Genomic DNA, 24,910 nt, shown 5'->3' with positions numbered 1-24,910 from the left:
CGATGGCAAGCACTTCACTGAGCACCGACGCCCCGGACACGGGGACCATCACGGATGAGCCGGACGCGGGCGCGGAATCCACCGGCGCCGGCGCCGCGTCAGGGGACGGGCTTTCCCTGCGGGAGACGTTCATGGTCTTCCGCGGCTATGTGCGCCCGCACTGGCGGGAGATCACGGTGGCGAGCCTGCTGCTGGTGGGGGCGGGGGTGCTCGGCCTGCTCCAGCCACTCGTGGTGGAAGACGTCCTCACCGTGTACGCACAGGGGAACGAGGTGGCGCCGGACCTGTTGAAGCTCGTCGCCCTGGTGCTGGTGGCCGCGCTCGCGCTGGCGGTCGGCAACTTCCTGCTGCTGCGTGCGGCCGAGCGCGTGGTGCTGGCCGGACGCAGCGGGCTGGTGCGTCACATACTGCGGCTGCCGATGAAGGCCATGCGCAGCCAGGCTCCGGGTGATCTGCTCGCCCGGGCCGCGGGCGACACCTCGCTGCTGCGGCAGATCGTCACCCAGACCCTGGTGCAGGCCCTCACCGGAGTCGTGATGATCGTCGGCACGCTGGTGATGATGGCCGTCGTCGACGCCGTGCTGCTCGCCGTCACCGTCGGTGTGGTCGTCCTCCTGGGGGGCGTGGTCGGCGTCATCCTGCCCCTGATCCGGCGCGCGGCGCTGCGGGCGCAGGAGTCGGTGGGGCTGATGGGCGCGGCTCTGGAACGTGCGCTGAGCGCTTTCACCACGGTCAAGGCGTCCGGGGCGGAGGAGGTCGAGGCCGAGCGGGTCGACGCGGCGGCCCGGGACGCGTACGACCAGGGTGTCGTGCTCGCCCGCTGGGGCTCGGTGGCGGGCACCGCCGCGGGGCTCGCCATGCAGGTGGCCTTTCTCGTCGTGCTCGGCGTGGGCGGTGCCCGGGTCAGCAGCGGCGCGATCTCGGTGGCCACGCTCACGGCGTTCCTGCTGTACGTCCTCTATCTCGCGCAGCCGGTCATGTCGCTGACCGACGTGGGCACCTACTTCCAGGCCGCGCGGGCTGCCGTGCAACGCCTGGCCGAGGTCACCCGGCTGCCCACCGAGCCCGTGGAACAGGCTCCTTCACCGCTGCACGTGACCGGCGGGCGGCACACGGGTGCGGCCGACCTGCGTTTCGAGGACGTCGCCTTCACCTATCCGGGCCGGAACACCCCCGCGCTGGACGGCTTCTCCCTGCGGATCCCGGCCACCGGGCTGACCGCCCTGGTGGGCCCCTCCGGCGCCGGCAAGTCCACCACGCTGAATCTCATCGAGCGCTTCTACGACCCGGACCGCGGCCGCGTCCTTCTCGACGGGCGCGATCTGCGCGACTGGGACCTGAAGGACCTGCGCGTCGGCATCGGCTACGTCGAGCAGGACGCCCCGGTGATGGCGGGCACGCTGCGCGACAACCTCGCCTATGCCGCCCCCGCGGCGACGGACGACGATCTGTACGCGGCGCTGGCCGCAACCCGTCTCCTGCCGCTGCTGGAACGCCTCGGCGGCGACCTCGACGCCTCCATCGACCACCACGGCACCTCCCTGTCCGGGGGCGAGCGGCAGCGCATCGCCATCGCGCGGGCCCTGGTGCGCCGCCCACGCCTGCTCCTCCTCGACGAGGCGACCTCACAGCTCGACGCCGTCAACGAGGCGGCGCTACGCGAGGTCATCGAGGAACTGTCGACGCGGACCACTGTCGTGGTCGTGGCCCATCGCCTGTCGACCGTGCGCTCGGCCGACCGTATCGCGGTGATCCAGGACGGCGGGCTGAGGTCCGTCGGCACACACGACGCGCTGCTGCGCGACGACGCCCTGTACGCCGAGCTCGCCTCACACCAACTGCTCGGCTGAGCACCACAGCGGCCCCGTGTCAGCGGCCGCACCAATGACCACCGTCACCATCCGCAGCAATGAGGGAAGGGGGTCCGCATCGTGGCACGGTTGCCGAAACTGATGCGTGCCGTCCTGTCGCCGCCGAACGTGAGCCGGGCCAAGGCCCTCTCACTCAGTGAGCGGCTGAGCGCCGCGACGCACCTCGCGTCGAGTCTGGAGTATCTGACGACCGACCGCGACAGGCGGCCGGGCGGGCTGAACAACTGGGAGGTCAACCGGGAGGCCTTCTCGACCTGGTCGCCGCGGCTCGTCAAGGTGCTCGACTTCGCCGCCCGGCCACGCGTCACGCGTGCGGTGCATGTCGCCCGGGTGGGAGCCGCGGTGGCGCTGTTGGCGCCGTCGCCCCGCCCGGTGCGTGTCGCCGCGAACGCCGTGCTGTCGGGTACCTCGCTTCTGCTGTATCCGATCAACCATTACGGCACCGACGGCTCCGACCAGGTGTCCTTCCTGGTCCAGTCGGTCGCTACGGTCGCCCGGGCGGGTGAGCGGAATCCGCAGGTCGTGGACGCTTGCCTGTGGTTCGTCGCCCTGCAGTCGACCTTGTCGTACGCCGTGTCCGGCTGGGTCAAGATAATCAGCCCGACCTGGCGCAGCGGCCGGGCGCTGCCCGGGGTGATGCGGACCCTGACCTATGGGGACCGGACCGCGTGGGAGCTGGCGCGCCGTCACCCGCGTGCCGCGCACGTGCTCTGCGCCGGTGTGCTCGCCCTGGAGTGCGCGTTCCCCGCCGTGTTCCTCGCCAAGGGGCGGCCGGCTCCGCTGATGCTGGGTTCGGCGGCCCTCTTCCACCTCGCCAACGCCCGGGTGATGGGACTTGGCCGCTTCCTGTGGTCGTTCGTCTCCATGCACCCGGCCGTTCTGTACGCCGCGGGCCCGCGCGAGCACGTCGGGGCCGAGGGCCGGGTGGAGCGGCGCGACGACGCTCTGCCGGTGCTGGCGATGGGGATGCTGGCAGCCGGACTGGGCGCCCTCCAGGCGGAGAAGGTCCGCCAGAGCCGCACGGTGCTGCGGGGCCGGGGTGACGAGCGGGAGTTCACGGCCTCGTCCGGGAACACGATCTCCTACCGCCGCACCGGTCCGGACGGTGCGGCCGACGACGGCACACAGCCGGTCGTCATCCTGGAGAACGGCCTCGTCGCGACCGTCGAGCACTGGGAGTGGATCGTCCGAGGGCTCTCGCAGCGGTTCCCCGTCGTGACCTACCACCGGGCGGGCTACGGCCGCAGCACCTATGCCGGGCGCGAGGGCGACGAGTACGGCCTCCACACCGCCGTGGACGATCTCGTCGACCTGGTCGGGCACACGGCCGGCGACCGCTCGGTCTTCGTGGTGGGCCACTCCCTGGGCGGCTATCTGGCGCTGAAGGCGGCCGACCGGCTCCCGGGCCGGATCCTCGGAATCGGACTGCTTGACTCCAGTCATCCCGCCGAGCTCCAGCGCTCGTCCCGCCAGGCCCGGGGCGCGGAGCAGTTCAGCAGAGTGCTCTCGAACATGAACGTCTCGCTGAAGCTCGGCATGGGCGCACTGCTGACTCACCCCGATTGGGTCGACCGGCTGCCCGAGGAGATACGGGAACTGCTGGTGGCGCAGTACCGGGACCCGCGGATGTGGGCGGCCGGACGCCGCGAGTGGCGCGCCGTGCAGGAGGAGTTCACCTCCTTCGACGGGACGATGCCGGACCCCGGCGTCCCCCTGCTCGTCATGACGGCCGGCCACACCGCATCCCAGGACCCGGTCCAGACGGAACTCCACGCCGAGCTGGCCGAATCGGCTCCGCACGCCGCGCACCACATCATCGACAACGCCGACCACGACTCCGTACTCACGAACAGGGAGACGGCCGAGTACGTCGTCAAGCTGATGTCTGACTTCGTCGCGAGCCTCGGCGAGGAAGCAGCGAGGACCGAGAAGGAAGAAGATTCCCATGAACGCCCAGCGAGTTGACGGCGGCGCGGTACGGAAGAAGTCGCGAGGCGCCCTCACCCTGCTGCTCCTCGGCGGGCTCGCGGCGTGGCTCGGCGCGACCACCGCCGGCCAGCATCCGCACAGCACGTTCGGCCGTGTCCGCAACCGTGACAGGACCGGACTGCTCATACCGAACTGGAAGTTCTTCGCCCCCGAGCCCGCCCAGCACGACTTCCACGTCCTGCACCGCGTGCTGACGGCGGACGGCACCCAGACCCCCTGGGAGGAGACCACGCGGATCACCCCCCGGGCCTGGCACCAGCTCCTGTGGTTCCCGGACCGCCGCCGCGAGAAGGCACTGTTCGACGTGTGCGCCGAACTGATCATGCTCATGAACAGGCCGGGCCTGGAGATCGTACGGTTCCCCGTGTACCGGGTCCTGCGGGACTCCGTGGCGCTGACCGTGCGGGACGCATGCGCCGGTCAGGACTCACCGCCGCAGGGGTTCCAGTTCCTGATCGCCAGACACACCGGGCACGACCAGGGCCACGAACCGGACTATGTGTTCCTGTCCCCGTTCGTTCCCACGGGCCAGGCGTCATGAGCGGCGCGGGGGCTGTGGAAAACGTGCCGCAGGCACTGCCGGCATGGTTCCGGCTCAGCGCCCGGGTCAGGGGGATCGCCACCCCAGTGGGTCCCGCGGTACTGATCAGCGGTGTGTTGGGCCCCTCGGCACTGCCATCCGTGTTCACCCCGGGGCTGGCGTCCGACCTGTGGCTGACCGGATCCGCGGTGCTGGTACTGGGGCTGGCGCTGTCCTTCCTGCCGGCCGCACCGCGGGTCACGCCACGCTCCCTGGGCGCCCCTGTCACCGGTCGCTGGTCTGCTGTGAACAGCCCCGGCACCAGGGTGCCGAGCCATCGCACGCACGCCTATGGCCAGACGTTCGCGATCGACCTGGTACACGAGCCCGAGAGCGGTTCACGCCCGAAGTTCGGTGAAACCCCTGGCTTCCGGCCGCCCGACGACTTCCCCGCCTTCGGCCGCGAGCTGGTGGCGCCCTGCGACGGGCGGGTCGTGACGGTCCGGGACCGGGCAAAGGACCACCGCAGCCGTTCGACCCGGCCTGCGCTCGCCTACATGACCCTGGACGGCATGGTCCGAGGACTCGCAGGCCCCCGGGGCGTATTCGGAAACCACATCGTCCTGGACCTCGGCGGCCACGCCTACGCGCTCTTCGCGCACCTCCAACACGGGTCGGCCAGGGTCAGACCCGGTCAGCGGGTCCACCGCGGCCAGGTGATCGGACGCTGCGGCAACTCCGGCAACTCCAGTGAGCCGCACCTGCACTTCCAGCTGATGGACCATCCCTCCCCGCTCGTCGCCGCCGGGATGCCGTTCGTCTTCTCCGATGTCGGTGTCGACGGCCGGGAACCCGCCGAGAGTGTCCCCGCCGACGGGCAGACCATCGTGGTGGCGGGCACATGAGGGGTGCATCCGACGGCGAGGTGGACGCCGTGGTCGTCGGGGCCGGGCCCAACGGCCTGGCCGCGGCGATCGTCCTCGCGGGGGCCGGGCTGGAGGTCGAGGTGTACGAGGCCGCGCCCACCATCGGCGGCGGCACCCGCACCGCCGAGCTGACCCTGCCCGGATTCCGCCACGACGTGTGCTCCGCCGCCCACCCCATGGGTCTGGCCTCGCCCTTCTTCCGCGCCTTCGACCTCGCGGCGCACGGGGTGCGGATGCTACGCCCCGCGGTGTCGTACGCCCACCCCCTCGACGAGGGCCGGGCGGGACTCGCCTGGCGGGACCTGGACCGCACCGTCGACGGACTCGGACAGGACGGACCGGCCTGGCGTTCGCTGCTCGGCCCGCTGGTGGACCGCTGGCAGGGGCTGGCCGGCGCCGCCATGTCGGATTTGCGAAGCCTTCCGCCGGACCTCGTCACGGCGGCCCGCCTCGCACTGCGCGTCGCGGAGCAGGGCTCACCGCTGTGGGGAGCACGCTTCCGCGGCCCCCTCGCCCCGGCGCTGCTCACCGGAGTGAGCGCGCACGCCATCGCCCCACCGCGCGCCCCCGTCCCGGCGGGCGTCGGACTGGTCCTGGCGGCCCTGGGACACGCCGTGGGCTGGCCGATCCCTCTCGGTGGCAGCCAGGCCATCGCGGACGCGATGGCCGCCGAGCTGCGCCGCCGTGGCGGGCGGATCATCACCGGCCGGCACATCCACAGCCTCTCCGAGCTGCCGCGCTCCCGCGCCGTCCTGCTGGATGTGACACCGGCCGGACTGCTGCGCGTCGCCGGGGACGCGCTCCCCGGCCGGTACGCCCGCCGCCTGCGGTCGTACCGGTACGGCGGGGCTGTCTGCAAGGTCGACTTCGCGCTGTCGGGACCGGTGCCGTGGAAGGCGCACGGCTGCGAACTCGCGGGCACGCTGCACCTGGTGGGCAGCCGTGCAGAGGCCCTGGCCGCCGAACGCGAGGTCGCCGCCGGCCGACACCCCGAGCGTCCCTTCGTTCTCGCCGTCCAGCCCGGCGTCGTCGACTCGACCCGCGCGCCGGTCGGCCGCCACACCCTGTACACCTACGCGCACGTTCCGCACGGCTCACCCCTGGACATGGGGGACGCGGTGACCGCGCAGGTGGAACGCTTCGCGCCGGGCTTCCGTGACCTCGTGCTCGCCCGACACGCCATCCCCGCCGCCGGACTGGCGGACCACAACATCAACTACGTCGGTGGCGACATCGCGGGAGGCGCGCTGTCCTCGTGGCAGACGGCAATGCGACCGGTGCCGGCCCGCGATCCGTACACCACCCCGATCCCCGGCGTGTATCTGTGCTCCGCGTCGACCCCACCCGGCCCGGCCGTCCACGGGATGTGCGGGCTGTACGCCGCGCGGCAGGCCCTGCGCCGGCGCTTCGGTATCCGCACCGACCCGCTGGCACTGGCACGGGCCCCCTCCGCGGGCACCGTGCACTGAAAGTCATCGTGCCAGTGGCCCGGCTGTTGTGTCGGGTGGGCGCCGGGTTCCACGGCTCCCGCGTGCGGAGCGGAGGACGGCCTGCGCGGTCTGTGTGAACGGTCCTTCCCCTGGGGTGTCGTTCACGGATGGTTGCTGCCCCATGGGTTTGGGATGGCGGGAGGTGCGGTCATGGGCTCTCCGTTCGCGCGGCATGATTCCGGTTGCGACGGAGGGAGGAGTCGGTAGGCGCCGATCCTGCCGGTTCTGAACTTCACCTTCGGGCTGCCGGGAACGAGGAGGCCGATGTCCTTGGGCAGTTCGCTCTCGGCCAGGGGCGTGCCGGGGTACGCCGCCATGAGGACGCCGGTGCAGTCGTCGCGTTCCTCCGGGGCGAGGCCCCCGGGGAAGCCGATGGTCCGGGGCCTGCTTCCGTCGGTGGTCAGGCGGATACGCAGGACGGACCTCAGGTCCGTTCCCGCCGTCGTGGCGGTGGCCTCCCAGAACTGGACCTGCACCGCGATCGGTTCGCACAGGGGCGCGCCGGTGTGCGAACCGATCACCACCGCCGCGTCCTCGGCCGCCGCCTCATCGGGGAGCGACACGGCCGTGCGCAGCCACTCCGCCCGCTTCTGGGCCGACCAGCCGTCGCCCGCCCGGCAGGCGTCGGCGGCGACCTGCGCGCCGTCGGCTTTTTGCGCGCAGCCGGTTGTCAGCAGTGTCAGAGCCGCCGCCAGTGACGTCAACGACCCGTGGGCGAGCTGGGGCCTGGACATGGTCTCCCTCGATCGGCGTGGGCGAGGCATGGCGGCCTCGCGGAGTGAGGGCAGTCTTTGCGGAGCACGGCGGCGGCCGGGGGACCGGAAAGGGGCATGTGGCCGACTTGTGATCAACACACGCTTGCCGGGCCGGGCCGTCCGTCTTGCGGGAGCGGTTCTGACGAGCGATCGGAGGGACTACTTGCCGGTACGGATGTGGCTGATCGGCAGTTTGTCGCCTGATTTCCCAATTGGTTGAACGATTGTCGATTGCTGTCCACGATTCTCCTGTCAAGTGCCCGGAGGTACGACTTCCGGCACCCGCCGCTGCAGAAGCGAGTCGAGCATGGTGCGTGTCCGTTCGTCCCTGGTCCAGCTGCCCGCCTACGTCCCCGGCCGCAAAAAGCCCGGCGCGGTCGCGCTGGCCAGCAACGAGTCTCCGTACGGGCTGTTGCCCGGTGTCACGGCGAGGCTCGCGGAAATGGCCGGAGGGGTGTCGCGGTATCCCGACCTGAGCGCCACCGCACTCGTCCAGGCCCTCGCCGAGCACCACGATGTCGAGACCGAGCGGATCGCTGTGGGCGCCGGCTCTTCGGAGGTCTGCGCACAGCTGCTGCACTCGGTCGTCGGGCCCGGCGACGAGGTCGTCTTCGGCTGGCGGTCCTTCGAGGCGTACCCGATCCTCACCGCGGTGGCGGGCGGCACCGCCGTGCAGGTCCCCCTGCGTGCGCACGGGCTGGACCTCGATGCGATGGCCGAGGCGGTCAGTGACCGGACCCGGCTGGTCTTCGTCTGCAACCCCAACAACCCCACCTCCACCGCGGTCGGCGAGCAGGCGCTGCGCGACTTCGCGGACCGGGTGCCGGAGGACGTAATGATCGTCGTCGACGAGGCGTACCGGGAGTACGCCGACCCGGAGCTGGTCCCCGACGCCCTCGCGCTGCTCGGCGACCGGCCGAACGTGGTGGTGCTGCGGACCTTCTCCAAGGCGTACGGCCTGGCCGGGCTGCGGGTCGGCTACTGCGTGGGCCCGCCCGGCATCGCCGCGCACGTCCGCAAGACCCAGATCCCGTTCAGCGTCAGCGCGCTCGCCCAGGAGGCGGCGACGGTCGCCCTCGGCGAGCACGCGGAGGTCGTCCGGCGGGCCGCCCTCACGGTCGCCGAGCGGCAGCGGGTGACAGGGCGGCTGCGTGCCATAGGCTTCGAAGTCCCCGACTCCCAGGCCAACTTCGTCTGGCTGCCGCTCGCCGGTGACAGCGGGGACTTCGCCCTGCACTGCCTCGGCGACGACGTCGTCGTGCGCCCGTTCGTCGGTGAGGGCGTCCGGGTGACGATCGGGCTGCGGGCGGAGAACGACGCCCTGCTCACGCTCGCCGCGAGCTGGAGAGGCTGACGGCCATGCGCGTGGGGCCGTACGAGCGGCATCGCGAGCTGCTCCAGCAGGCTGTACGGGCCGTGGCGGCCGGTGAGTGCTGCGCAGCGTTCACTCGGGTAGGGCGGGGCGGCGCCGATGCGGGCATGAGGTCGACACGGACCGCGGAGAAGGTGTTCGGCTCGCTGCTGGGCCGCGCCTTCGAGCTCGGCCAGCCCGGTGAACTCGGCCGTGTGAGCACCGAGGCCTCGCCGTACGGGGTCGCCATGGACATCGGCTATCCGCGGTGCGACCCCGCGGCGCTGGTGGCGGCGGCCGGCCGGGCGATGGCCGGTTGGCGGGCCGCCGGGCCGTACCACCGAGCCGGGGTGGCGGTGGAGATACTGCGCCGGCTGAACACCCGCAGCCATGAGCTGGCGCTCGCCGTGCACCACACCACGGGCCGGTCCCTCGCGGCCGCGTTCCGGGCCGCCGGGCCGCCCGCCCAGGACCGCGCACTGGAGGTGGTGGCCCGCGCCTTCGCCGAGTCGGAGCGTGTTCCCGCGGACCTGCACTGGGAGAGTCCGCGCCGCCGTAAGGAACCGCTGGCGATGGCGGGCACCTGCGCTCTGGCGCCGCGCGGTGTGTCGCTGCTCGTCGGCTGCCCCGAGCATCCGACGTGGAACGGCTGGCCGGGGCTGTTCGCCAGCCTGGTGACCGGCAACCCGGTGATCGTGGCCCCGCATCCCAGGTCCGTGCTGCCGCTGGCGATCACCGTGCGCGTCGCGCGGCAGGTGCTGGCGGAGGCCGGACACGAGCCCGACCTCGTCACCCTGGCGGTGGCGGCACCCGGGGAACCCCTGCGGCAGCGGCTGGCCACGGATCCGGCGGTGCGTATCGTCGACTTCACCGGTCCGGCCCGGTTCGCCGACTGGCTGGAACAACACGCCCGGCAGGCCGCCGTGTTCGCGCACCGGACCGGGCTGAACACCGTGGTCGTCGACTCCACCGAGGACTATCGGGGCCTGCTGCGCGGCCTCGCGCTCTCTCTGTGCCTGTGCAGCGGAACGGTCCGTACGACACCGCAGAACATCCTGGTGCCCGCGACGGGCGTCGCGACCGACGAGGGGCGCAAGACCCTCCGGGACCTCGGCGCCGACCTCGGCGAGGCCGTCGACCGGCTGCTCGGGCACCCGGTACGCGTGGCGAGGCTGTTGGGCGCGATCGTCGACGACGAGGTGCGCACGGGGCTGACGCAGGCCGCGCGATACGGCGCGGTGGTGCACGCCTCCGGGGCGCTGCATCATCCGAACCATCCCGGCGCCGATCTGCGCAGCCCGCTCGTGGTCCGGCTGGGGGCGCGGGACGAGCGGGTCTACGCCCGGGAGTGGCCCGGGCCGGTCGTTTTCCTGGTGGGCACCGACTCGACCTCGCACAGCCTGGAGATCTTCCGCCGCACGGTCGGCCGCCACGGTGCGCTGTTGGCCGCGGTGCACTCGACCGATCCGCTGGTGCTGGCGGCCACCGAGGCGGCGGCGCTGGACGCCGGGGTCCACCTGGTGGAGAACCTCGCCGACGACCTCCCCGCCGACCCCTCCTCTGCCGCGCCCGAACCGCCGGGCGGGGGCGCGCACTTCGTCACCGGCCGGTTCCGGGTGGTGCGCTCGCGCGGCCGCCTCGCCACCGCCGGGCGCCCGCCCGTGCGCGACCCTGAGGAACTCGTCGGCGCCTGACGGGCCGGACGGCACTCCCGGTCAGCCGGTACCTCTGGCCGCGCGGTCGTGGCCGGCCGGTACCCCTGGCCGCGCGGTCGAGGCCGGCCGGTACTTCGTCAGCCCGTCCAGTCCGCCCCGCGCCCCGGCACTTCGTCGAACACCAGCCAGGTCCGTGTCGAACGCACCCCGGCAACGCGGTGGATGCTCTCCAGCACGACCGAGCGCAGCGCCTCGTTGTCCGGCGCGCGCACCAGCACCAGGACATCGAAGTCGCCCGTCACCAGGGAGACGTGCTCCACGTACGGGATCTCGCGCAGCTCGCGCGAGATGTCCCGCCAGGCGGCCTGCTCGGTGCTCAACGTGATGTACGCGCTTGTGCCGAGGCCGGCCCGCTTGGGGTTCAGCTGCGCGGTGAAGCCGGTGATCACCCCCTCGGCCACGAGCCGGCCGATGCGCGTGTAGGCGTTGGCGCGCGAGATGTGCACCTGCTCGGCCAGCGCGCGGACCGACTGGCGGGCGTCCTTTAGCAGCCGGGCCAGGATCTGGCGGTCGATGTCGTCGAGCGGGACGGCAGTTCGTCCGGGCACAGCCCCCGTCGACGAGTCCATCTCAGACACATTGCTCTCCACGACATTGGAATTCGGCACTTCATCTGTGGTTCAGGTGAAGTCTTGAACACATATTTCCCCGCCGTCACCATTCTCCTGTCAAGCGTCCAGAGAAAGCGAGCGCCCTCCATGTCCGTGAAGAGCCTCCGACAGACAGTCCAGGGCCTCCTGCCGTCCCTCACGCCGGTGCGGTTCGTGGCCGAGGACGGCACCCCCGTGGCCAAGCCTCCGGCCGGCTACCGCGAGCCTTCGGTGGAGGCCCTGCGTGAGGCCTACCGGCGGATGGTCCTGGGGCGCCGCTTCGACACCCAGGCCACCGCGCTCACCAAGCAGGGGCGGCTCGCCGTCTACCCGTCCAGCCGGGGCCAGGAGGCCTGCCAGATCGGCGCCGTGCTCGCACTGCGCGCGGACGACTGGCTGTTCCCGACCTACCGGGACTCCGTCGCCCTGGTAACCCGTGGCATCGACCCGGTCGAGGTGCTCACCCTGCTGCGCGGCGACTGGCACTGCGGCTACGACCCCGCCGCCACCCGCGTCGCCCCCCAGTGCACCCCGCTGGCCACCCAGGTGCTGCACGCCGTCGGCATGGCGGAGGCGCAGCGCCGCAAGGGCGAGGACGGCGTGGCGATGGCCCTGGTCGGCGACGGTGCCACCAGCGAGGGCGACTTCCACGAGGCGCTGAACTTCGCGGCCGTCCTGCGCGCGCCGGTCGTCTTCTTCGTCCAGAACAACAAGTACGCGATCTCCGTCCCGCTGGCCCGGCAGACCGCGGCGCCCGCCCTCGCCTACAAGGGCATCGGCTACGGGGTGCGCTCCGAGCAGGTCGACGGCAACGACCTGGTCGCCGTGCTCGCGGTGCTCACCGACGCCGTCGCGCACGCCCGCGCCGGGCACGGCCCCGTCCTGGTCGAGGCGCACACCTACCGCATGGACGCGCACACCAACGCCGACGACGCGACCCGCTACCGCGACGCCGACGAGGTCGAGCGCTGGGGTGCCGCGGACCCCCTCAGCCGGCTGGAGGCGCACCTGCGTGCCCGTGGCGGCCTCACCGACGCCGACGCGGCGGCGGCACGGGAGGAGGCGGAAGCCCTGGCAGCGGACCTGCGCACCCGCATGAACGCGGACACCACCGCCGACCCGATGGAGCTCTTCGACCACGTCTACGCCGAGCCCACCCCGCAACTACGCGAACAGCGCGCCCAGTTGGCGGCCGAGCTCGCCGAGACCGCCCTGACTCAGGAGGACTGACCCATGGCCGAGACCACCAAGGCCACCAAGGTCACCATGGCGCAGGCGCTCAACACCGCACTGCGCGACGCACTGCGCGAGGACGACCGCGTGCTCGTCTTCGGCGAGGACGTCGGCCCGCTCGGCGGCGTCTTCCGCATCACCGACGGACTGACCCGCGACTTCGGCGAGGAGAGGTGCTTCGACACCCCGCTCGCCGAGGCCGGCATCGTCGGACTCGCCGTCGGCATGGCGATGGGCGGCTTCCGGCCCGTGGTGGAGATGCAGTTCGACGCCTTCGCGTACCCGGCGTTCGAGCAGATCGCCTCCCACGTCGCCAAGCTGCGCAACCGGACCCGGGGACGGCTCACGCTGCCGATGGTGATCCGCGTCCCGTACGCGGGCGGCATCGGCGGAGTCGAGCACCACTGCGACTCCAGCGAGGCGTACTACGCGCACACACCCGGCCTGAAGGTCGTCACCCCGGCCACTGCCGAGGACGCGTACTGGCTGCTGAGGGACGCCATCGCCGACCCCGACCCGGTGGTCTTCCTGGAGCCGAAGAAGCTCTACTGGTCACGCGAGGACACCGACCTGGAGCGCCGGGGCGCGCTGCCGTTCGGGCGGGCCGCCGTACGGCGGGAGGGCCGTGACGCCACGGTCGTCGCGTACGGGCCGTCGGTTCCGGTGGCCCTGGCCGCCGCCGAGGCCGCAGCGGCCGAGGGCATCGAGCTGGAGGTCGTCGACCTGCGCACGATCGTCCCCTTCGACGACGAGACGGTGACGGCTTCCGTACGGCGGACCGGGCGCTGTCTGGTCGTCCAGGAGGCCCAGGGCTTCGCCGGGGTCGGGGCGGAGATCGCCGCGCGCGTCCAGGAACGCTGCTTCCACTCGCTCGCCGCACCCGTCCTGCGCGTGGCCGGCTTCGACATCCCCTATCCGCCACCGAAGCTGGAGCACGCGCATCTGCCCGGCGTCGACCGGATTCTCGACGCCGTCGACCGTCTTCAGTTCGGCGACGAACCGGACACCCGGCATCTACTGAAGGGAGCGGTCGCATGACCACGGCAACGCGCCTGGAGCAGCTGTTCCGGCTGCCCGACCTCGGCGAAGGGCTGACCGAGGCGGAGATCGTCGAGTGGAAGGTCGCCGTCGGCGACACCGTGACCGTCGACCAGGTCGTGGTCGAGGTCGAGACCGCCAAGGCCGCGGTCGAGGTGCCGGTGCCGTACGCGGGCACAGTGCTCCGGCTGCACGCGGAGGCGGGCACGGCGCTGGCGGTGGGGGAGCCGCTGATCACCGTGGGGGCGGGTGCTCCCGCCGGGGCCGACGGATCCGCCTGCGGGCCCCGGCCCGAGGAGGCGGGTGGCGCACCGGAGCCGGTGGCGCCCGCCGACGCGGCGGCCGAGCGCTACCGGGAGGAGGAACAGGCCGGATCCGGCAATGTGCTGATCGGCTATGGCACCGGCCACGGCCCGACGCCCTCGCGCCGCCGCCGTCGGCGCGCCGCCGCGGCAGCGGACCCGTCCGCGGGCGCCGCGCCTGCCGGGGCCGCCGGGAGCGCCAGTGCCGTACCGCGATCCGGCGCGGTCGACAGTGCCGCACCGGCGGGCGGCGCCGTATCCGCCTCGCACGCCGCACCCGACACCTCGGCCGCCACCGCATCGCACGCCCCCCGGGTGATCTCGCCCCTCGTACGGAGGATGGCTCGGGACCACGGCGTCGACCTCGCCGGTGTGTCACCGTCCGGCCCGGCGGGACTCGTCCTCAGAAGGGACGTCGAGCAGGCCATCGCCCGGGCCGGGCAGACCGCGAGCACGAGCCCGGCTCACAAGGCCGCGGCCCCCGCCCCGCAGGAGCCGGCCACGGCCGTCGGCCCCGAGCGCATCCCCCTGCGCGGAGTCCGCCGCGCCGTCGCCGACAAGCTCTCCCGCAGCCGGACCGAGATCCCCGACGCCACCACCTGGGTCGACGTGGACGCGACCGGGCTGCTCGAGACCAAGAAGGCGCTGGAGTCCGCCGGAACCGGCACCCGCATCGGCCTGCTGGCGCTGTTCGCCCGCATCTGTGTCGCCGGACTGCGCCGCTTCCCCGAGCTGAATTCCACGGTCGACACCGAGCGCCGGGAGATCCTCCGCTACGACGAGGTGCACCTGGGCTTCGCCGCCCAGACCGAACGCGGGCTGGTCGTCCCGGTCGTCCGCGACGCCCACCTCATGACGACCGTCCGACTGGCCGCCGAACTCGCCCGGTTGACCGAGCTCGCGCGCGGCGGGAACCTGCCGCCGCACGCGCTGACCGGAGGCACCTTCACCCTCAACAACTACGGGGTGTTCGGCGTCGACGGATCCACGCCGATCATCAACCACCCGGAGGCCGCTCTCCTCGGCGTGGGCCGCCTCGTCGACAAACCATGGGTCGTTGACGGCCAGTTGACGGTCCGCAAGGTCACACAGCTCTCCTTCAGCTTCGACCACAGGGTCTGCGACGGCGGAGTGGCCGGTGGCTTCCTGCGCTTCGTGGCCGACTGCGTGGAACGCCCGGCGATCCTGCTCGCGGACGTCTGATCCGCCGACCCCACCCGTCAGGCCCTCAGCCCGGCCCCTCGCTCCTCAGCCCCTGACCCCAGCCCTTCCGCGCATCCGCCCCTAGGCGGCCCGCGTCCACCGATCTACCGAAAGTTCGGCAGGAGTTCCCGATGTCCCCCGACTTCTACGCCCGCCACGCGGACCTGCTCCAGCAGGCCGTGGAGCACGCCGCCGCCCGTGGCTACTGGACGCCGTACCCGGAGACACCCAGCACCTCCGTCTACGGAGCCGAGGCGCCCCAGCAGGGCGAGGCCGCCTTCCACGCCCTCCTCGGCAACCCCTTCCCCCTCGAAGGACACCCCACCGCCGGTACCGTCCCCGCCGCCGAGTTCTCGCCTTACGGCTTTCCGCTCGACGTCAGCTACCCCTACCTCGCCCCCGACACGGCCGTCGCCACGGCCAAGGCCGCCGCCGCGCAGTGGCGCGCCGCGAGCCCCGACACCCGGGCCGGAGTCGCGGCCGAGATCCTGGCCCGGCTGAATGCGGCCAGCTTCGAGATCGCGCACGCCGTCCAGCACACCACCGGCCAGCCGTTCGTCATGGCGTTCCAGGCCGGCGGCCCGCACGCCCAGGACCGCGGGCTCGAAGCGGTGGCGTACGCCTGGTACGAGCAGAAGCGCCACCCGGCCACCGCCCGCTGGAGCAAGCCGCAGCGCAGGGGCGGCCCGCTTGCCATGGACAAGACCTTCACCCCCGTCGGACGCGGCGTCGCCGTGCTGATCGCCTGCAACACCTTCCCCACCTGGAACGGCTACCCGGGTTTGTTCGCGAGCCTGGTCACCGGCAACCCGGTGATCGTCAAGCCGCATCGGCGGGCCGTGCTGCCGCTGGCCATCACGGTGCGCATCGCCCGTGAGGTCCTGGCGGAGGCCGGATTCGACCCGGACGTGGTGCTGCTCGCCGCCCAGCGCCCCGGCGAGCGAACCGCCACCACCCTGGCCACACACCCCGATGTGCGCATCGTGGACTTCACCGGATCCAGCGAGTTCGGCGACTGGCTGGAGACCAACGCCCGGCAGGCCGCCGTGCACACCGAGAAGGCCGGACTGAACACCGTCCTCGTCGACTCCACCGACGACTACGCGGGACTGCTGCGCAACCTGGCCTTCTCGCTCGCCCTCTACAGCGGCCAGATGTGCACTACCCCGCAGAACATCCTGGTCCCACGCGAGGGCTTCACCACCGACCAGGGGCTGCGCACGGCCGACGAGTTCGCCACCGACCTGGGTACGGCGCTGGACAAGCTGCTCGGTGACCCCGCGCGTGCTGCCGGCACCCTGGGCGCGATCGTGAACGAGGGCGTCCTGAACCGGCTGGAGGAAGCGGCGACGGTCCTCACCGGCCGTATCGCGCACCCTTCCCGGGAGCTGACGCACCCCGAGCACCCCGACGCGGTCGTCCGCACCCCGCTGGTGGCCCGGATCGACGCCCGGGCCGACGAGAAGCTGTACACCAGCGAGTGGTTCGGACCAGTCTCGTTCGTCATCGGCACGGACTCCACCGCCCACGGCCTGCGGCTCCTGCACGAAACCGTCCGGCGGTACGGCGCGCTGACCGCCTCCGTTTACACCACCGGCGACGACGTGCTGGAGTCGGCTCGCGAGACCGCTCTGGACGCGGGCGTGCACCTGTCGGAGAACCTGACCGGCGCCGTCTTCGTCAACCAGTCCGCCGCGTTCAGCGACTTCCACGGCACTGCGGCCAACCCCGCCGCCAACGCCGCCCTCACCGATCCGGCCTTTGTCACCGGCCGCTTCTCGGTAGTCCAGTCACGCCGCCACGCCCCTGAGGAGGAGAGCAGCGGTCTGATGCCGAGGTCCAGCTGATCGACGGGGCACCCCGCAGGGCCGTCACAGGGGCGCACCGGCTTCGGTACGCCCCGACGACCTGGCTGCCCTCGCCGTCGGTGAGGCGGAACGGCGCTCGGTGATCTCGGCTGATGCCGTGGACGAGGTGATCTTCGGCGCGATAGGCGATCCGGTCGCCGATGCGCCCAGGTGGCGACCGGATGGATGGTCCGGGTGGTCCTCCTATCCGTTCTAGGGCGCAGTGGACGGCATCTGTGCGCGGACGACAAACCCAGTGGCAGTGGCCTCGGCCAGGTACATGCTCTGCCTCAGTCGGCCGTCGGCTCCCACCGAAATCCTGCCGCGCGGCCCTGTCAGCGTGAGACGGCGCAGGGCGCGAGCAACTTCGGGGCCCTGTGGTGATCCGGCCTGCCTGGCCGCCTGGGCGAACAGGTGCAGGCCCTCGTAGGCCGATTCGGTCACGGCTGACGGGGTCGGCGCGCAGGCCCCGAACGCGGCTCGGTAGCGCTGCAGGAAGTCGGTGTTCTCTGCCGTGTTGAGAGCGGAAAAGTACGGCAGGCAGGACCATATCCCGTTGCCCGCCGCGCCCAGATGCTCACGTGTGCTCTCCTCGAGCAGGGGTGCGAGGGTGCGCAGGCGGCCGCGCAGCCCCGCGGCGTGGAAGCGCCGCTCGAAGTCGATCAAACTCCACCCCACCATGCTGGAGAGCACCAGGTCGGCGCCAGACGCGTCGATGTCCTCGAGCACGTCGTCGAACATCGAATCGCCGAGCTGGACGAGTCGCTCGCCGACGACATGCCCGCGATGTTGTTCCGCGATACGGCGGCCCTGCGCGCAGACCGTCTGGGGCCAGGAGTAGTTGTTGCCGATCAGGTACCAAGTGCGGCCGCCGCTTTCGCGCATGAGTGCCGGGATCGCCTCCGCCAGTTGGTCTCCCACCGATTCCCCAAGCCGGAACAGGGTTCCGCGCTGTACCCGGCAGCCCTCGTTCGCGGGGGTGTAGAGATACGGGAGGCCCGATTCCTGCGCATAGGGGCTCACCGCGGTGAAGGTCGCGGAGCTGTGCACCCCCACCACGGCCGCCAGGCTGCGCCGTCGGTCGAGGTCCCGCAGCCGGGTCAGCCCGGTGGCGGGGTCGGTACGGTCGTCGATCACCTCGACGCGCACCGGTCGGCCGCGGATGCCGCCTTGAGCGTTGACCTCATAGGCCGCCAATGCCGCGCAGTTTGCGGCGGTCCGGCCAAAGAGGCCAGCGCTCCCGGACAGGCTGGTGAGGAGGGCGACACGGATCTCGTCGGCTCTGTTCTCGGTGTCAGGCGCCGCGAGGCACGGACTTCCAGTCGTCCGCCCGAGGGCGTTGTCGTCCAGTTCGGTGACTGCGCGGACCCGCGTTCCTCCGGGCGCTTCAGTGAACGTGATGGTGATCCGTCCGGTCCATGGCGTCTCGTGCTGCAGCACGAGACGCCAGTACGGTCGAACCTCTACTATGCGCGCGGTGCCCCGAACCCGTGTCTCACCGTCCGGGCCCGCGAAGGGCAGGGGAATCTCGATTCCGGCCGCCGTACCGGGCTCCGCTTTCTCGAATCGTGCGGAGAACATCCAGCCGACCCCGCCGGCTGGATACATCCACCCGGACCCCCCAGCCCGCCCGAACATGCTGAACGCTTCGTGCGGGGGGAGACAAAGGTGCGTCTCGTTGATCAGGACGGTCTCGCGCATGGGGCCCTCCTCAAGGGGCCGGGACGAGGAGGGCCACCTCGAGGGCTCCGCGAGAAGCCATGTTCTGGTGTCCCGCGGGTGCCCGCTAGCGGAGAGCCCGCCTGGAGGACATGCGGGGGAGCGTGCCGTGGACTCCTGTCCGCTCTTCATATCGGATTGCCCGTCTCACCGGTTCGATGCTGCCCCTTGGTCGGCAGGCAGCGCCTTGCCCATTGATCTGCCGCAGGAACGTGATCGCCGCGTCCGAGAACCGGCAGTGCTCGCCGTCACGCACCTCGGAACAAATTGGGCGTCCCACAGGATCCGGAAATATGACTAAACGTGGATTATACCGCTGATGCGTCCCCCGGGTAGCGCGGCCCGCTCGGCGTCCTCCAGCCGCCGCACGCTCGATGACTCTCTCGCTTGCGCGCTGGACTCTTTGTACGGTGATCGGTGTGGGTTCGCCGTGTTTCGTCGACTCCATGTACACGCCCAGCCGCCGATCATTCATGGAGGACTGGCGCCTCATGGTGCGGCTCGGAGCTTGCCGCATACCGCTCGCTTGAGCCGCAGGCGGTCCGGAGGAACACTGAACACAGCGCCCGGATTCCGCCGAACCCAGCCCCCCCGGGCGTTGCTTCACCGCCATGCTTCGGAGGGGGCGACGCCGAAAGTGGGTCGGTCCATGGAAAGCAGGGACGTGACTTCCGGAGGTGGATTCGAGGGCCGCCCGCTGGAGGACTTCGAGGTCCTGGTCGATGCCCGTGGAGTGATCATGGCGTGGAGTGCTGGGGCTCAGCGCCTGCTCGGATACGGATCCGACGAGATCGTCGGTCTGACCGCCACCAAACTGCTTGCCGCTGACCTCCCCGGCTCTCCACGGCGTCAGCTGCGTGACGGCGTGCGGTGGGCCGGCGAGACAGCGCTTCGGCACCAGAACGGGGACCGTGTCGTGGTGCGGCTGCAAGGAACGCCTCTGATTGACGCCGGCGGCAGACAGATGTGGCTGGTGACTGGTACAGCGCCTGCGCACCCAGCCCGTCGGATCCACCCCGACGCCGTGGGCCTGTGGGACCTCGCTGTCACACAGATGCCTGTACCGGTGGCAGTCTACGACCGCGAGAACCGCCTTGTGGCCGCCAACGAGTTCATGACCCGGGTGATGGGCAGGACCGAGGGGGAGATGCGGGGCCTGACCCTGGGGGAGATCGAGCCCCACCCGCCTTTCGACGAGTACGCCCGCCTCCAGCGACAGGTCTTGAGGACCGGCACGATGGTGTTTCACGAGGAGCACTGGCGATCTCCTGGAGAGCTACGGGAACATTCCTGGTCCGTGTATCTCTGGCCGTTGAAGGATCAGGACGGCACGGTGCAAGGGCTCTCCACAGCTGTGTTCGACACCACCGAGCAGTACTGGGCCCGTTCTCGACTGGCAGTGATCAGTGACGCCAGCCTCCGCATAGGAAGCACCTTGGACGTGACCCGCACAGCCGAGGAACTCGCAGAGGTGGCGGTGAACGGGTTCGCGGACTTCGTTACCGTGGACCTGCTGGAGTCGGTTGCATCGGGCGATGAGCCGGAGCCGGTAAAGCGGAGTGAGTCGGCAACCGTGCGACGCACAGCGCAGCGGTCCGTGCTGCAGGGCTGCCCGGAATCGGCGGCCGCCACAGGCGACAGGGTCGTCTACCCCGTGGATACCCAGCCGATGCGGACCCTGATCGCCGGACGGGGCACAAGGCGCGTACCCGGAGAGCCGGGAATGCTGGAATGGGTGGAGTCCTCCGCCGCTCGCACCGAGTCCGTGTCCAGGTTCATGATCCACTCGGTGATGTTGGTCCCGCTGCGGGCCCGCGGAGTGACCTTGGGGCTGGCGCAGTTCATCCGCCATCGTACGGCGGAACCCTTCAACGACGACGACCTGGTGCTCGCCGAGGAGATCGCCGCCAGGGCGGCGGTGAGCGTGGACAACGCCCGCCGTTACACACGTGAGCGACGGACGGCCCTGGCACTCCAGCGCAGCCTCCTGCCCGAACGGCCGCCGACGCTGCCCGCAGTGGAGGTTGCCTACCGCTACCTCCCGTCCGGTCCTGGCACGGACATCGGCGGAGACTGGTTCGATGTGATTCCGCTGTCCGGCGCTCGGGTTGCCCTCGTCGTCGGTGACGTGGTGGGCCATGGCCTTCACGCATCGGCAACGATGGCACGACTGCGGGGCGCCGTACGGACTCTCGCGGATGTCGACCTCACCCCCGACGAACTGCTTACCCAGCTTGACGACCTCGTGATCAGGCTCGACCGCGAGGAAGGCCCGGAAACACGAGGGAAGGTGACAGAGGCCTCGGGCGAAGTGGGGGCCACCTGTCTGTACGCGGTATACGACCCGGTGTCCTGCCGCTGCACCGTGGCCCGCGCGGGGCACCCGCCGCCCGCCCTGGTCACCCCGGACGGCGATGTACGGTTCCTCGACCTTCCTGCCGGCCCCCCACTTGGCCTTGGCGGCCTGCCGTTCGAGGCAGCCGAGGTGGAGGTCGACGAGGGCAGCCTGCTCGCTCTCTACACCGACGGCCTTGTCGAGGCCGCCGACCGCGACATTGAGGTCGGGCTTGAACTGATGCACCAAGCACTGAGCAGCCCGGTCGGCGGCGCGTTGGAGGAAACCTGCGACCGGGTGCTGCGAACCGTGCTCACCAGCCGTCACTCCGACGACATCGTGCTCATGATGGCCCGCACACGGGGACTCGACGCCGACAGGGTCCGTACTTGGCAGCTGCCACAGGACCCTGCGGCTGTTGCGCGAGTCCGCAGGATGGCGGGTGAGCAGGTTGCGGCATGGGGCCTGTCTGAGACGGTGTTCGCCACCGAACTGATCGTGAGCGAGCTGGTCACCAACGCGATCCGGTATGGCAGCACCCCTATCGAGCTGCGGCTGATCCGCGGCTCGACACTCATCTGTGAGGTGTCGGACGGCAGCAGTACCGCGCCGCACCTGCGGCGGGCCCGCATTTTCGACGAAGGCGGACGCGGCCTGCTACTGGTCGCCCAGATCGCCGAACGCTGGGGCAGCCGCCACACTCCTCGTGGCAAGACCATCTGGGCCGAACAACAGTTGACCGCTACGGACGTGCCGTGACCCGTGCTGGCGGTCACACGACGAAGTGCAGCGCGATGGCAGCCGTACGTCAGGAAGAGCGGACCAACCGCGACGGGGATCCCGTCGTCTGACTGCCCTCGTCCTCCAGGGTGAGGACGTCGGCGCCGGTCTTCGTCAGCGTGTAGAGGTTGCCCCGCGCGCACAGTACGCCCGCGGAGGGGTCGGTGGGAGCGCTCGTGACCGCCTGGAAGACCATGGTCGTTCGATGCGACTCCTGCAGGCGAAGAGTTTCCGTGCACCCGATGTCCCGGCCTGTCGTGGCTTCGGTCACCTTGCTGACCTGTCTGCCCACGATCTCGCCGCGCCCCGCCGCGTGGAGCGTGACGGTGACGGACACCTTGGTCGTCCGGGCGCTGGTGATGCCGTCACCGGAGGAGTTGCCGGGGCCGGTGCCCCGCCATGTGCCCGCCCACGACGCGGGCAGGGCATCCGAAGGCGTCGAGGCGGAGGGGGAAGTCGTTGTGGGCGTGCCTTCGGTTCCCTCCGGCCAGGTGATTGCTGCGGTGGCGGCCGCCGCCGTCACTATGCCCGCGAGGACGGCGACCGTAAGGGTGTAAGCCGACCGCCGACCGGGTGCGGGGCCGGGTCCGATGCCGGGAGGGACGAAGGACGGAGGCCGCGGAGCGGTCCCGGGCGGGAGGGCTGGAGGGGGGAGGTGGGCAATCGGCGGTCCGAACCCCGCCGAGGGGGGCGGGTACGGCGAGAGGGAAGGGACCGCCGGCCGCTTCAGCGCCGTTTGCAGCTCGGCCTCCCTCGCGGCGATCTCCGCCTCCAGGTCCGGTGGCAGCGCCGTGACCCAGGCACGGGGGCCGGTGCCGAGCTGCTTGAGCAGTTCGTCCGTGGTAGGACGGGCCTGGGGCGACTTGTGCAGGCAGGCGGCCGCCAGCGGCATCAGGGCGGGTGGTACGCCGTCGAGCACCGGCTCCTCGTGGATGATCCGGTAAAGCAGCTGTGCCGCCGACAGATCCTCGCCGGGGTGCAGGAAGGGGCCATTTCCGGAGGCTGCGTAGACCAGTACGGCCCCCAGGGCGAAGATGTCGGCGGGTTCGGCCGAGTCTCCTCCGGTCGCCTGCTCCGGTGCCATGTATCCGGGTGAGCCGATGACCCCGCCGGTCCGGGTGTGGCGGGTGTCTTCGGCGGCTCGGGCGATGCCGAAGTCGATGAGCAGCGGGTGGCGGCGGGCGAGCAGTACGTTGGAGGGCTTCACGTCGCGATGTGCGAGGCCCGTCCGGTGCACTGCGCGCAGGCCCTCTGCGAGTTCCGCTGCGAGGGCGCGGACCACGGGCTCGGGCAGCGGGCCGTGCCGTTCCACCCAGTCCGCGAGGGAAGGTGCGGCGACGTACTCGGTGGCCAGCCACTGTGGCCTGTGTCCCGCGGGGCTGTAGTCGACGACTGCCACCGTCCACGGAGAGCGCACCTGATTGCTGCTGGCGATTTCGCGGGCGAATCGTTCCTCGAACCCCGGATCCGCGCCGAACTCGGTCCGTATGGTCTTCAGCGCCAGTGGCCGGCCCGACACGGTACGGGACAGGAACACTTGTCCCATGCCGCCGGCACCGAGCTGTGCCAGCAGGGGATAGCCGCCAATGGCCGGTGGATCCGTGGGATCCAGAGTTCTCATGAACCTCTCCGAGCGCTAGTTGGGCCACAGCATGGCCGCATGCGTGTATGCCCGCGACCGCCTGCCATCGCCATTGGCATGGGCTCGTGGGTATGCATGGTCAGGCGGTACCGGACCGCATCTGTTCACGGATCGCGAACCCCGTGGCGGTGGCCTCGGCCAGGTACATGCTCTGCCGCAGCCGGCCGTCGGCTCCCACCGAGACTCTGCCGCGCGGTCCGGCCAGGGTGAGACCGTGCAGGGCCCGGGAGACCTCACCGCCCCGCGGCGACCCCGCTTTCCGCGCGGCCCGGGCGAACAGATGCAGGCCCTCGTACGCCGATTCCGTCAGCGCCGACGGTGACGGCGCCCAGGGACCGAAAGCGGCCCGGTAGCGTCGCAGGAAGTCGGCGTTCTCCGCTGTGTCCAGGGCGGAGAAATACGGCATGCAGGACCAGACCCCGCTGCCTGCGGCGCCCAGATGCTCTCTGGTGCTTTCCTCCAGCAGGGGTGCGAGCGTACGGATACGGCGGCGCAGCCCCGCGGCGTGGAACCGCCGCTCGAAGTCGATCGAGCTCCACCCCACCAGGCTGGAGAGCACCAGGTCGGCGCCGGACGCCTCGATGTCCTCCAGCACGTCGTCGAAGGACGACTCGCCGAGCCGGACGAGGCGCTCGCCGACGACCTGCCCGCCGTGGTGCTCGGTGATGCGCCGGCCCCGTGTGCAGACGGCCCGGGGCCAGGAGTAGTCGTTGCCGATCAGGTACCAGGAGCGACCACCGCTCTCCCGCATCAGCGACGGCACCGCCTGCACCAGTTGGTCCGCCACTGACTCACCGAGCCGGAACAACGTTCCGTCCTGCATACGGCTGCCCTCGTTGGCGGCGGTGTAGAGATACAGCAGCCCCGACGCCCGCGCGTAGCGGCTCACCGCGTTGAAGGTCGCCGAGCTGTGTACCCCTACCACGGCCGCCAGACCGTGCCGCTGGTCGACCTCCCGCAGCCGGGCCAGCCCCGTGGCGGCGTGAGTGCGATCGTCGATCACCTCGATCCGCACCGGCCGGCCGCCGATCCCGCCCTCGGCGTTGATCTCCTCGGCCGCTAGCGCCGCGCAGTTGGCGGCGGCCCGGCCGAACAGGCCGGCGCTTCCCGACATGCTGGTCAGCAAGGCGACACACGTCTCGTCGGCTCGGCTCTCGCCGTCCGGCGTCACGCAGCACAGGCCGCCCGTCATCCAGCCGAGCGCCTCCTGATCGAGTTCGGTGACCGTGCGCACCCGTGTGCCCCCGGGCTCACGGGCGAAGGTGATGGTGATCCGCCCGGTCCACGGCGTCTCGTGCTGCAGCACGATCCGCCGGTACGGCCGCATCTCCACGATGCGTGCCGTGCCCCGTACGGTCTTCTCGCCCCCTGGGGTCGCGAACGGCAGGGGTATGTCGATGCCGGCCGCCGCGCCGGGCTCCGCGCGGTCGAACCGCGCGGAGAACAACCAGCCCGGGCCGCCGGTTCGTCCGAACATGCCGAACGCCTCGTGCGGGGGCACACCGAGGTGCGTCTCGTTGACGAGGACGATCTCGTGCATGGGCTCTCCTCAGCAGGCCGTGACCAGGCCAGGCTGACGGGCACGCCGGGAGACGTACCCGCTG

At 71.3% G+C, this 24,910-nt stretch carries 17 protein-coding genes and 1 pseudogene; 13 read left to right on the top strand and 5 right to left on the bottom strand.

Annotated features, from left to right (window positions below; all coding sequences use genetic code 11):
* Positions 1-2: 2 nt before the first annotated feature.
* The 5 genes from OO68_RS05240 to OO68_RS05220 all read left to right on the top strand — a co-directional run bounded on the left by OO68_RS05240 (position 3) and on the right by OO68_RS05220 (position 6,775).
* The gene (locus OO68_RS05240; protein WP_078625225.1) at positions 3-1,850 is read left to right on the top strand and encodes an ABC transporter ATP-binding protein; all 1,848 of its coding nucleotides are present in this window, start codon (positions 3-5) and stop codon (positions 1,848-1,850) included.
* 81 nt (positions 1,851-1,931) lie between these two features.
* Positions 1,932-3,836 (top strand): alpha/beta fold hydrolase, encoded by a 1,905-nt coding sequence (locus OO68_RS05235; protein ID WP_157852675.1) that lies wholly within the window; start codon positions 1,932-1,934, stop codon positions 3,834-3,836.
* Positions 3,817-4,401, top strand: coding sequence for a hypothetical protein (locus OO68_RS46145; protein WP_051814462.1), 585 nt, complete (start codon positions 3,817-3,819; stop codon positions 4,399-4,401). The genes OO68_RS05235 and OO68_RS46145 overlap by 20 nt, the downstream gene beginning before the upstream one ends.
* A gap of 140 nt (positions 4,402-4,541) precedes the next feature.
* Entirely contained in the window at positions 4,542-5,285 is a 744-nt protein-coding gene (locus OO68_RS05225; protein ID WP_157852674.1) for a M23 family metallopeptidase, read from the top strand.
* Positions 5,282-6,775: a phytoene desaturase family protein gene (locus tag OO68_RS05220; RefSeq protein WP_033306961.1), complete on the top strand. Its 1,494-nt coding sequence runs from the start codon at positions 5,282-5,284 to the stop codon at positions 6,773-6,775. Before OO68_RS05225 ends, OO68_RS05220 begins: the two co-directional genes overlap by 4 nt.
* Positions 6,776-6,897: 122 nt before the next feature.
* On the opposite strand, the gene OO68_RS05215 is transcribed toward OO68_RS05220, so the two are convergent.
* Positions 6,898-7,530 (bottom strand): hypothetical protein, encoded by a 633-nt coding sequence (locus OO68_RS05215; RefSeq protein ID WP_157852673.1) that lies wholly within the window; start codon positions 7,528-7,530, stop codon positions 6,898-6,900.
* A 328-nt stretch (positions 7,531-7,858) separates the two neighbouring features.
* On the opposite strand from OO68_RS05215, the gene hisC reads away from it, so the two are divergent.
* Both hisC and OO68_RS05205 read left to right on the top strand, forming a co-directional pair.
* Positions 7,859-8,905, top strand: coding sequence for a histidinol-phosphate transaminase (gene hisC / locus OO68_RS05210; protein WP_033306959.1), 1,047 nt, complete (start codon positions 7,859-7,861; stop codon positions 8,903-8,905).
* A gap of 5 nt (positions 8,906-8,910) precedes the next feature.
* Entirely contained in the window at positions 8,911-10,596 is a 1,686-nt protein-coding gene (locus OO68_RS05205) for an aldehyde dehydrogenase family protein (RefSeq protein WP_403548244.1), read from the top strand.
* A 98-nt stretch (positions 10,597-10,694) separates the two neighbouring features.
* On the opposite strand, the gene OO68_RS05200 is transcribed toward OO68_RS05205, so the two are convergent.
* Positions 10,695-11,186, bottom strand: coding sequence for an Lrp/AsnC family transcriptional regulator (locus OO68_RS05200; protein WP_033306958.1), 492 nt, complete (start codon positions 11,184-11,186; stop codon positions 10,695-10,697).
* A 129-nt stretch (positions 11,187-11,315) separates the two neighbouring features.
* Here OO68_RS05200 and pdhA point away from each other — a divergent pair, with 129 nt between their 5' ends.
* From pdhA to OO68_RS47430, 5 genes and pseudogenes are all read left to right on the top strand, one after another.
* Positions 11,316-12,437 carry a pyruvate dehydrogenase (acetyl-transferring) E1 component subunit alpha gene (gene pdhA / locus OO68_RS05195; RefSeq protein WP_033306957.1) on the top strand — a complete coding sequence of 374 codons (1,122 nt, stop codon included), beginning with the start codon at positions 11,316-11,318 and terminating at the stop codon, positions 12,435-12,437.
* A gap of 3 nt (positions 12,438-12,440) precedes the next feature.
* A complete protein-coding gene (locus tag OO68_RS05190) occupies positions 12,441-13,478 on the top strand; it encodes an alpha-ketoacid dehydrogenase subunit beta (protein WP_033306956.1) in 1,038 nt (345 codons plus the stop codon).
* Positions 13,475-14,983, top strand: coding sequence for a dihydrolipoamide acetyltransferase family protein (locus OO68_RS05185; RefSeq protein WP_033306955.1), 1,509 nt, complete (start codon positions 13,475-13,477; stop codon positions 14,981-14,983). Before OO68_RS05190 ends, OO68_RS05185 begins: the two co-directional genes overlap by 4 nt.
* Before the next feature lie 131 nt (positions 14,984-15,114).
* A complete protein-coding gene (gene paaN, locus OO68_RS05180; protein WP_033306954.1) occupies positions 15,115-16,830 on the top strand; it encodes a phenylacetic acid degradation protein PaaN in 1,716 nt (571 codons plus the stop codon).
* A pseudogene (locus OO68_RS47430) lies at positions 16,829-16,972 on the top strand (3-oxoadipyl-CoA thiolase); the annotation flags it as partial. The gene paaN and the pseudogene OO68_RS47430, both read left to right, overlap by 2 nt.
* Positions 16,973-17,043: 71 nt before the next feature.
* Here the strand turns inward: OO68_RS47430 and OO68_RS05175 are convergent.
* On the bottom strand, positions 17,044-18,531 hold the full coding sequence (locus OO68_RS05175) for an ABC transporter substrate-binding protein (protein WP_051814458.1): 1,488 nt from the start codon (positions 18,529-18,531) through the stop codon (positions 17,044-17,046).
* Positions 18,532-19,198: 667 nt separating this feature from the next.
* Here OO68_RS05175 and OO68_RS05170 point away from each other — a divergent pair.
* Positions 19,199-21,643 (top strand): SpoIIE family protein phosphatase, encoded by a 2,445-nt coding sequence (locus OO68_RS05170; RefSeq protein ID WP_051814456.1) that lies wholly within the window; start codon positions 19,199-19,201, stop codon positions 21,641-21,643.
* 49 nt (positions 21,644-21,692) lie between these two features.
* Here the strand turns inward: OO68_RS05170 and OO68_RS42970 are convergent, their stop codons facing one another.
* Complete coding sequence (locus OO68_RS42970; RefSeq protein WP_078625190.1) at positions 21,693-23,285, bottom strand: serine/threonine-protein kinase; 1,593 nt, start codon at positions 23,283-23,285, stop codon at positions 21,693-21,695.
* 100 nt (positions 23,286-23,385) lie between these two features.
* Complete coding sequence (locus tag OO68_RS05160; protein WP_051814452.1) at positions 23,386-24,846, bottom strand: ABC transporter substrate-binding protein; 1,461 nt, start codon at positions 24,844-24,846, stop codon at positions 23,386-23,388.
* Positions 24,847-24,910 lie beyond the last annotated feature (64 nt).

It is taken from the genome of Streptomyces iakyrus, from assembly GCF_000717055.1.
Taxonomy (GTDB): domain Bacteria; phylum Actinomycetota; class Actinomycetes; order Streptomycetales; family Streptomycetaceae; genus Streptomyces; species Streptomyces iakyrus.
This window is presented reverse-complemented; position numbering and strand designations above follow the sequence as displayed.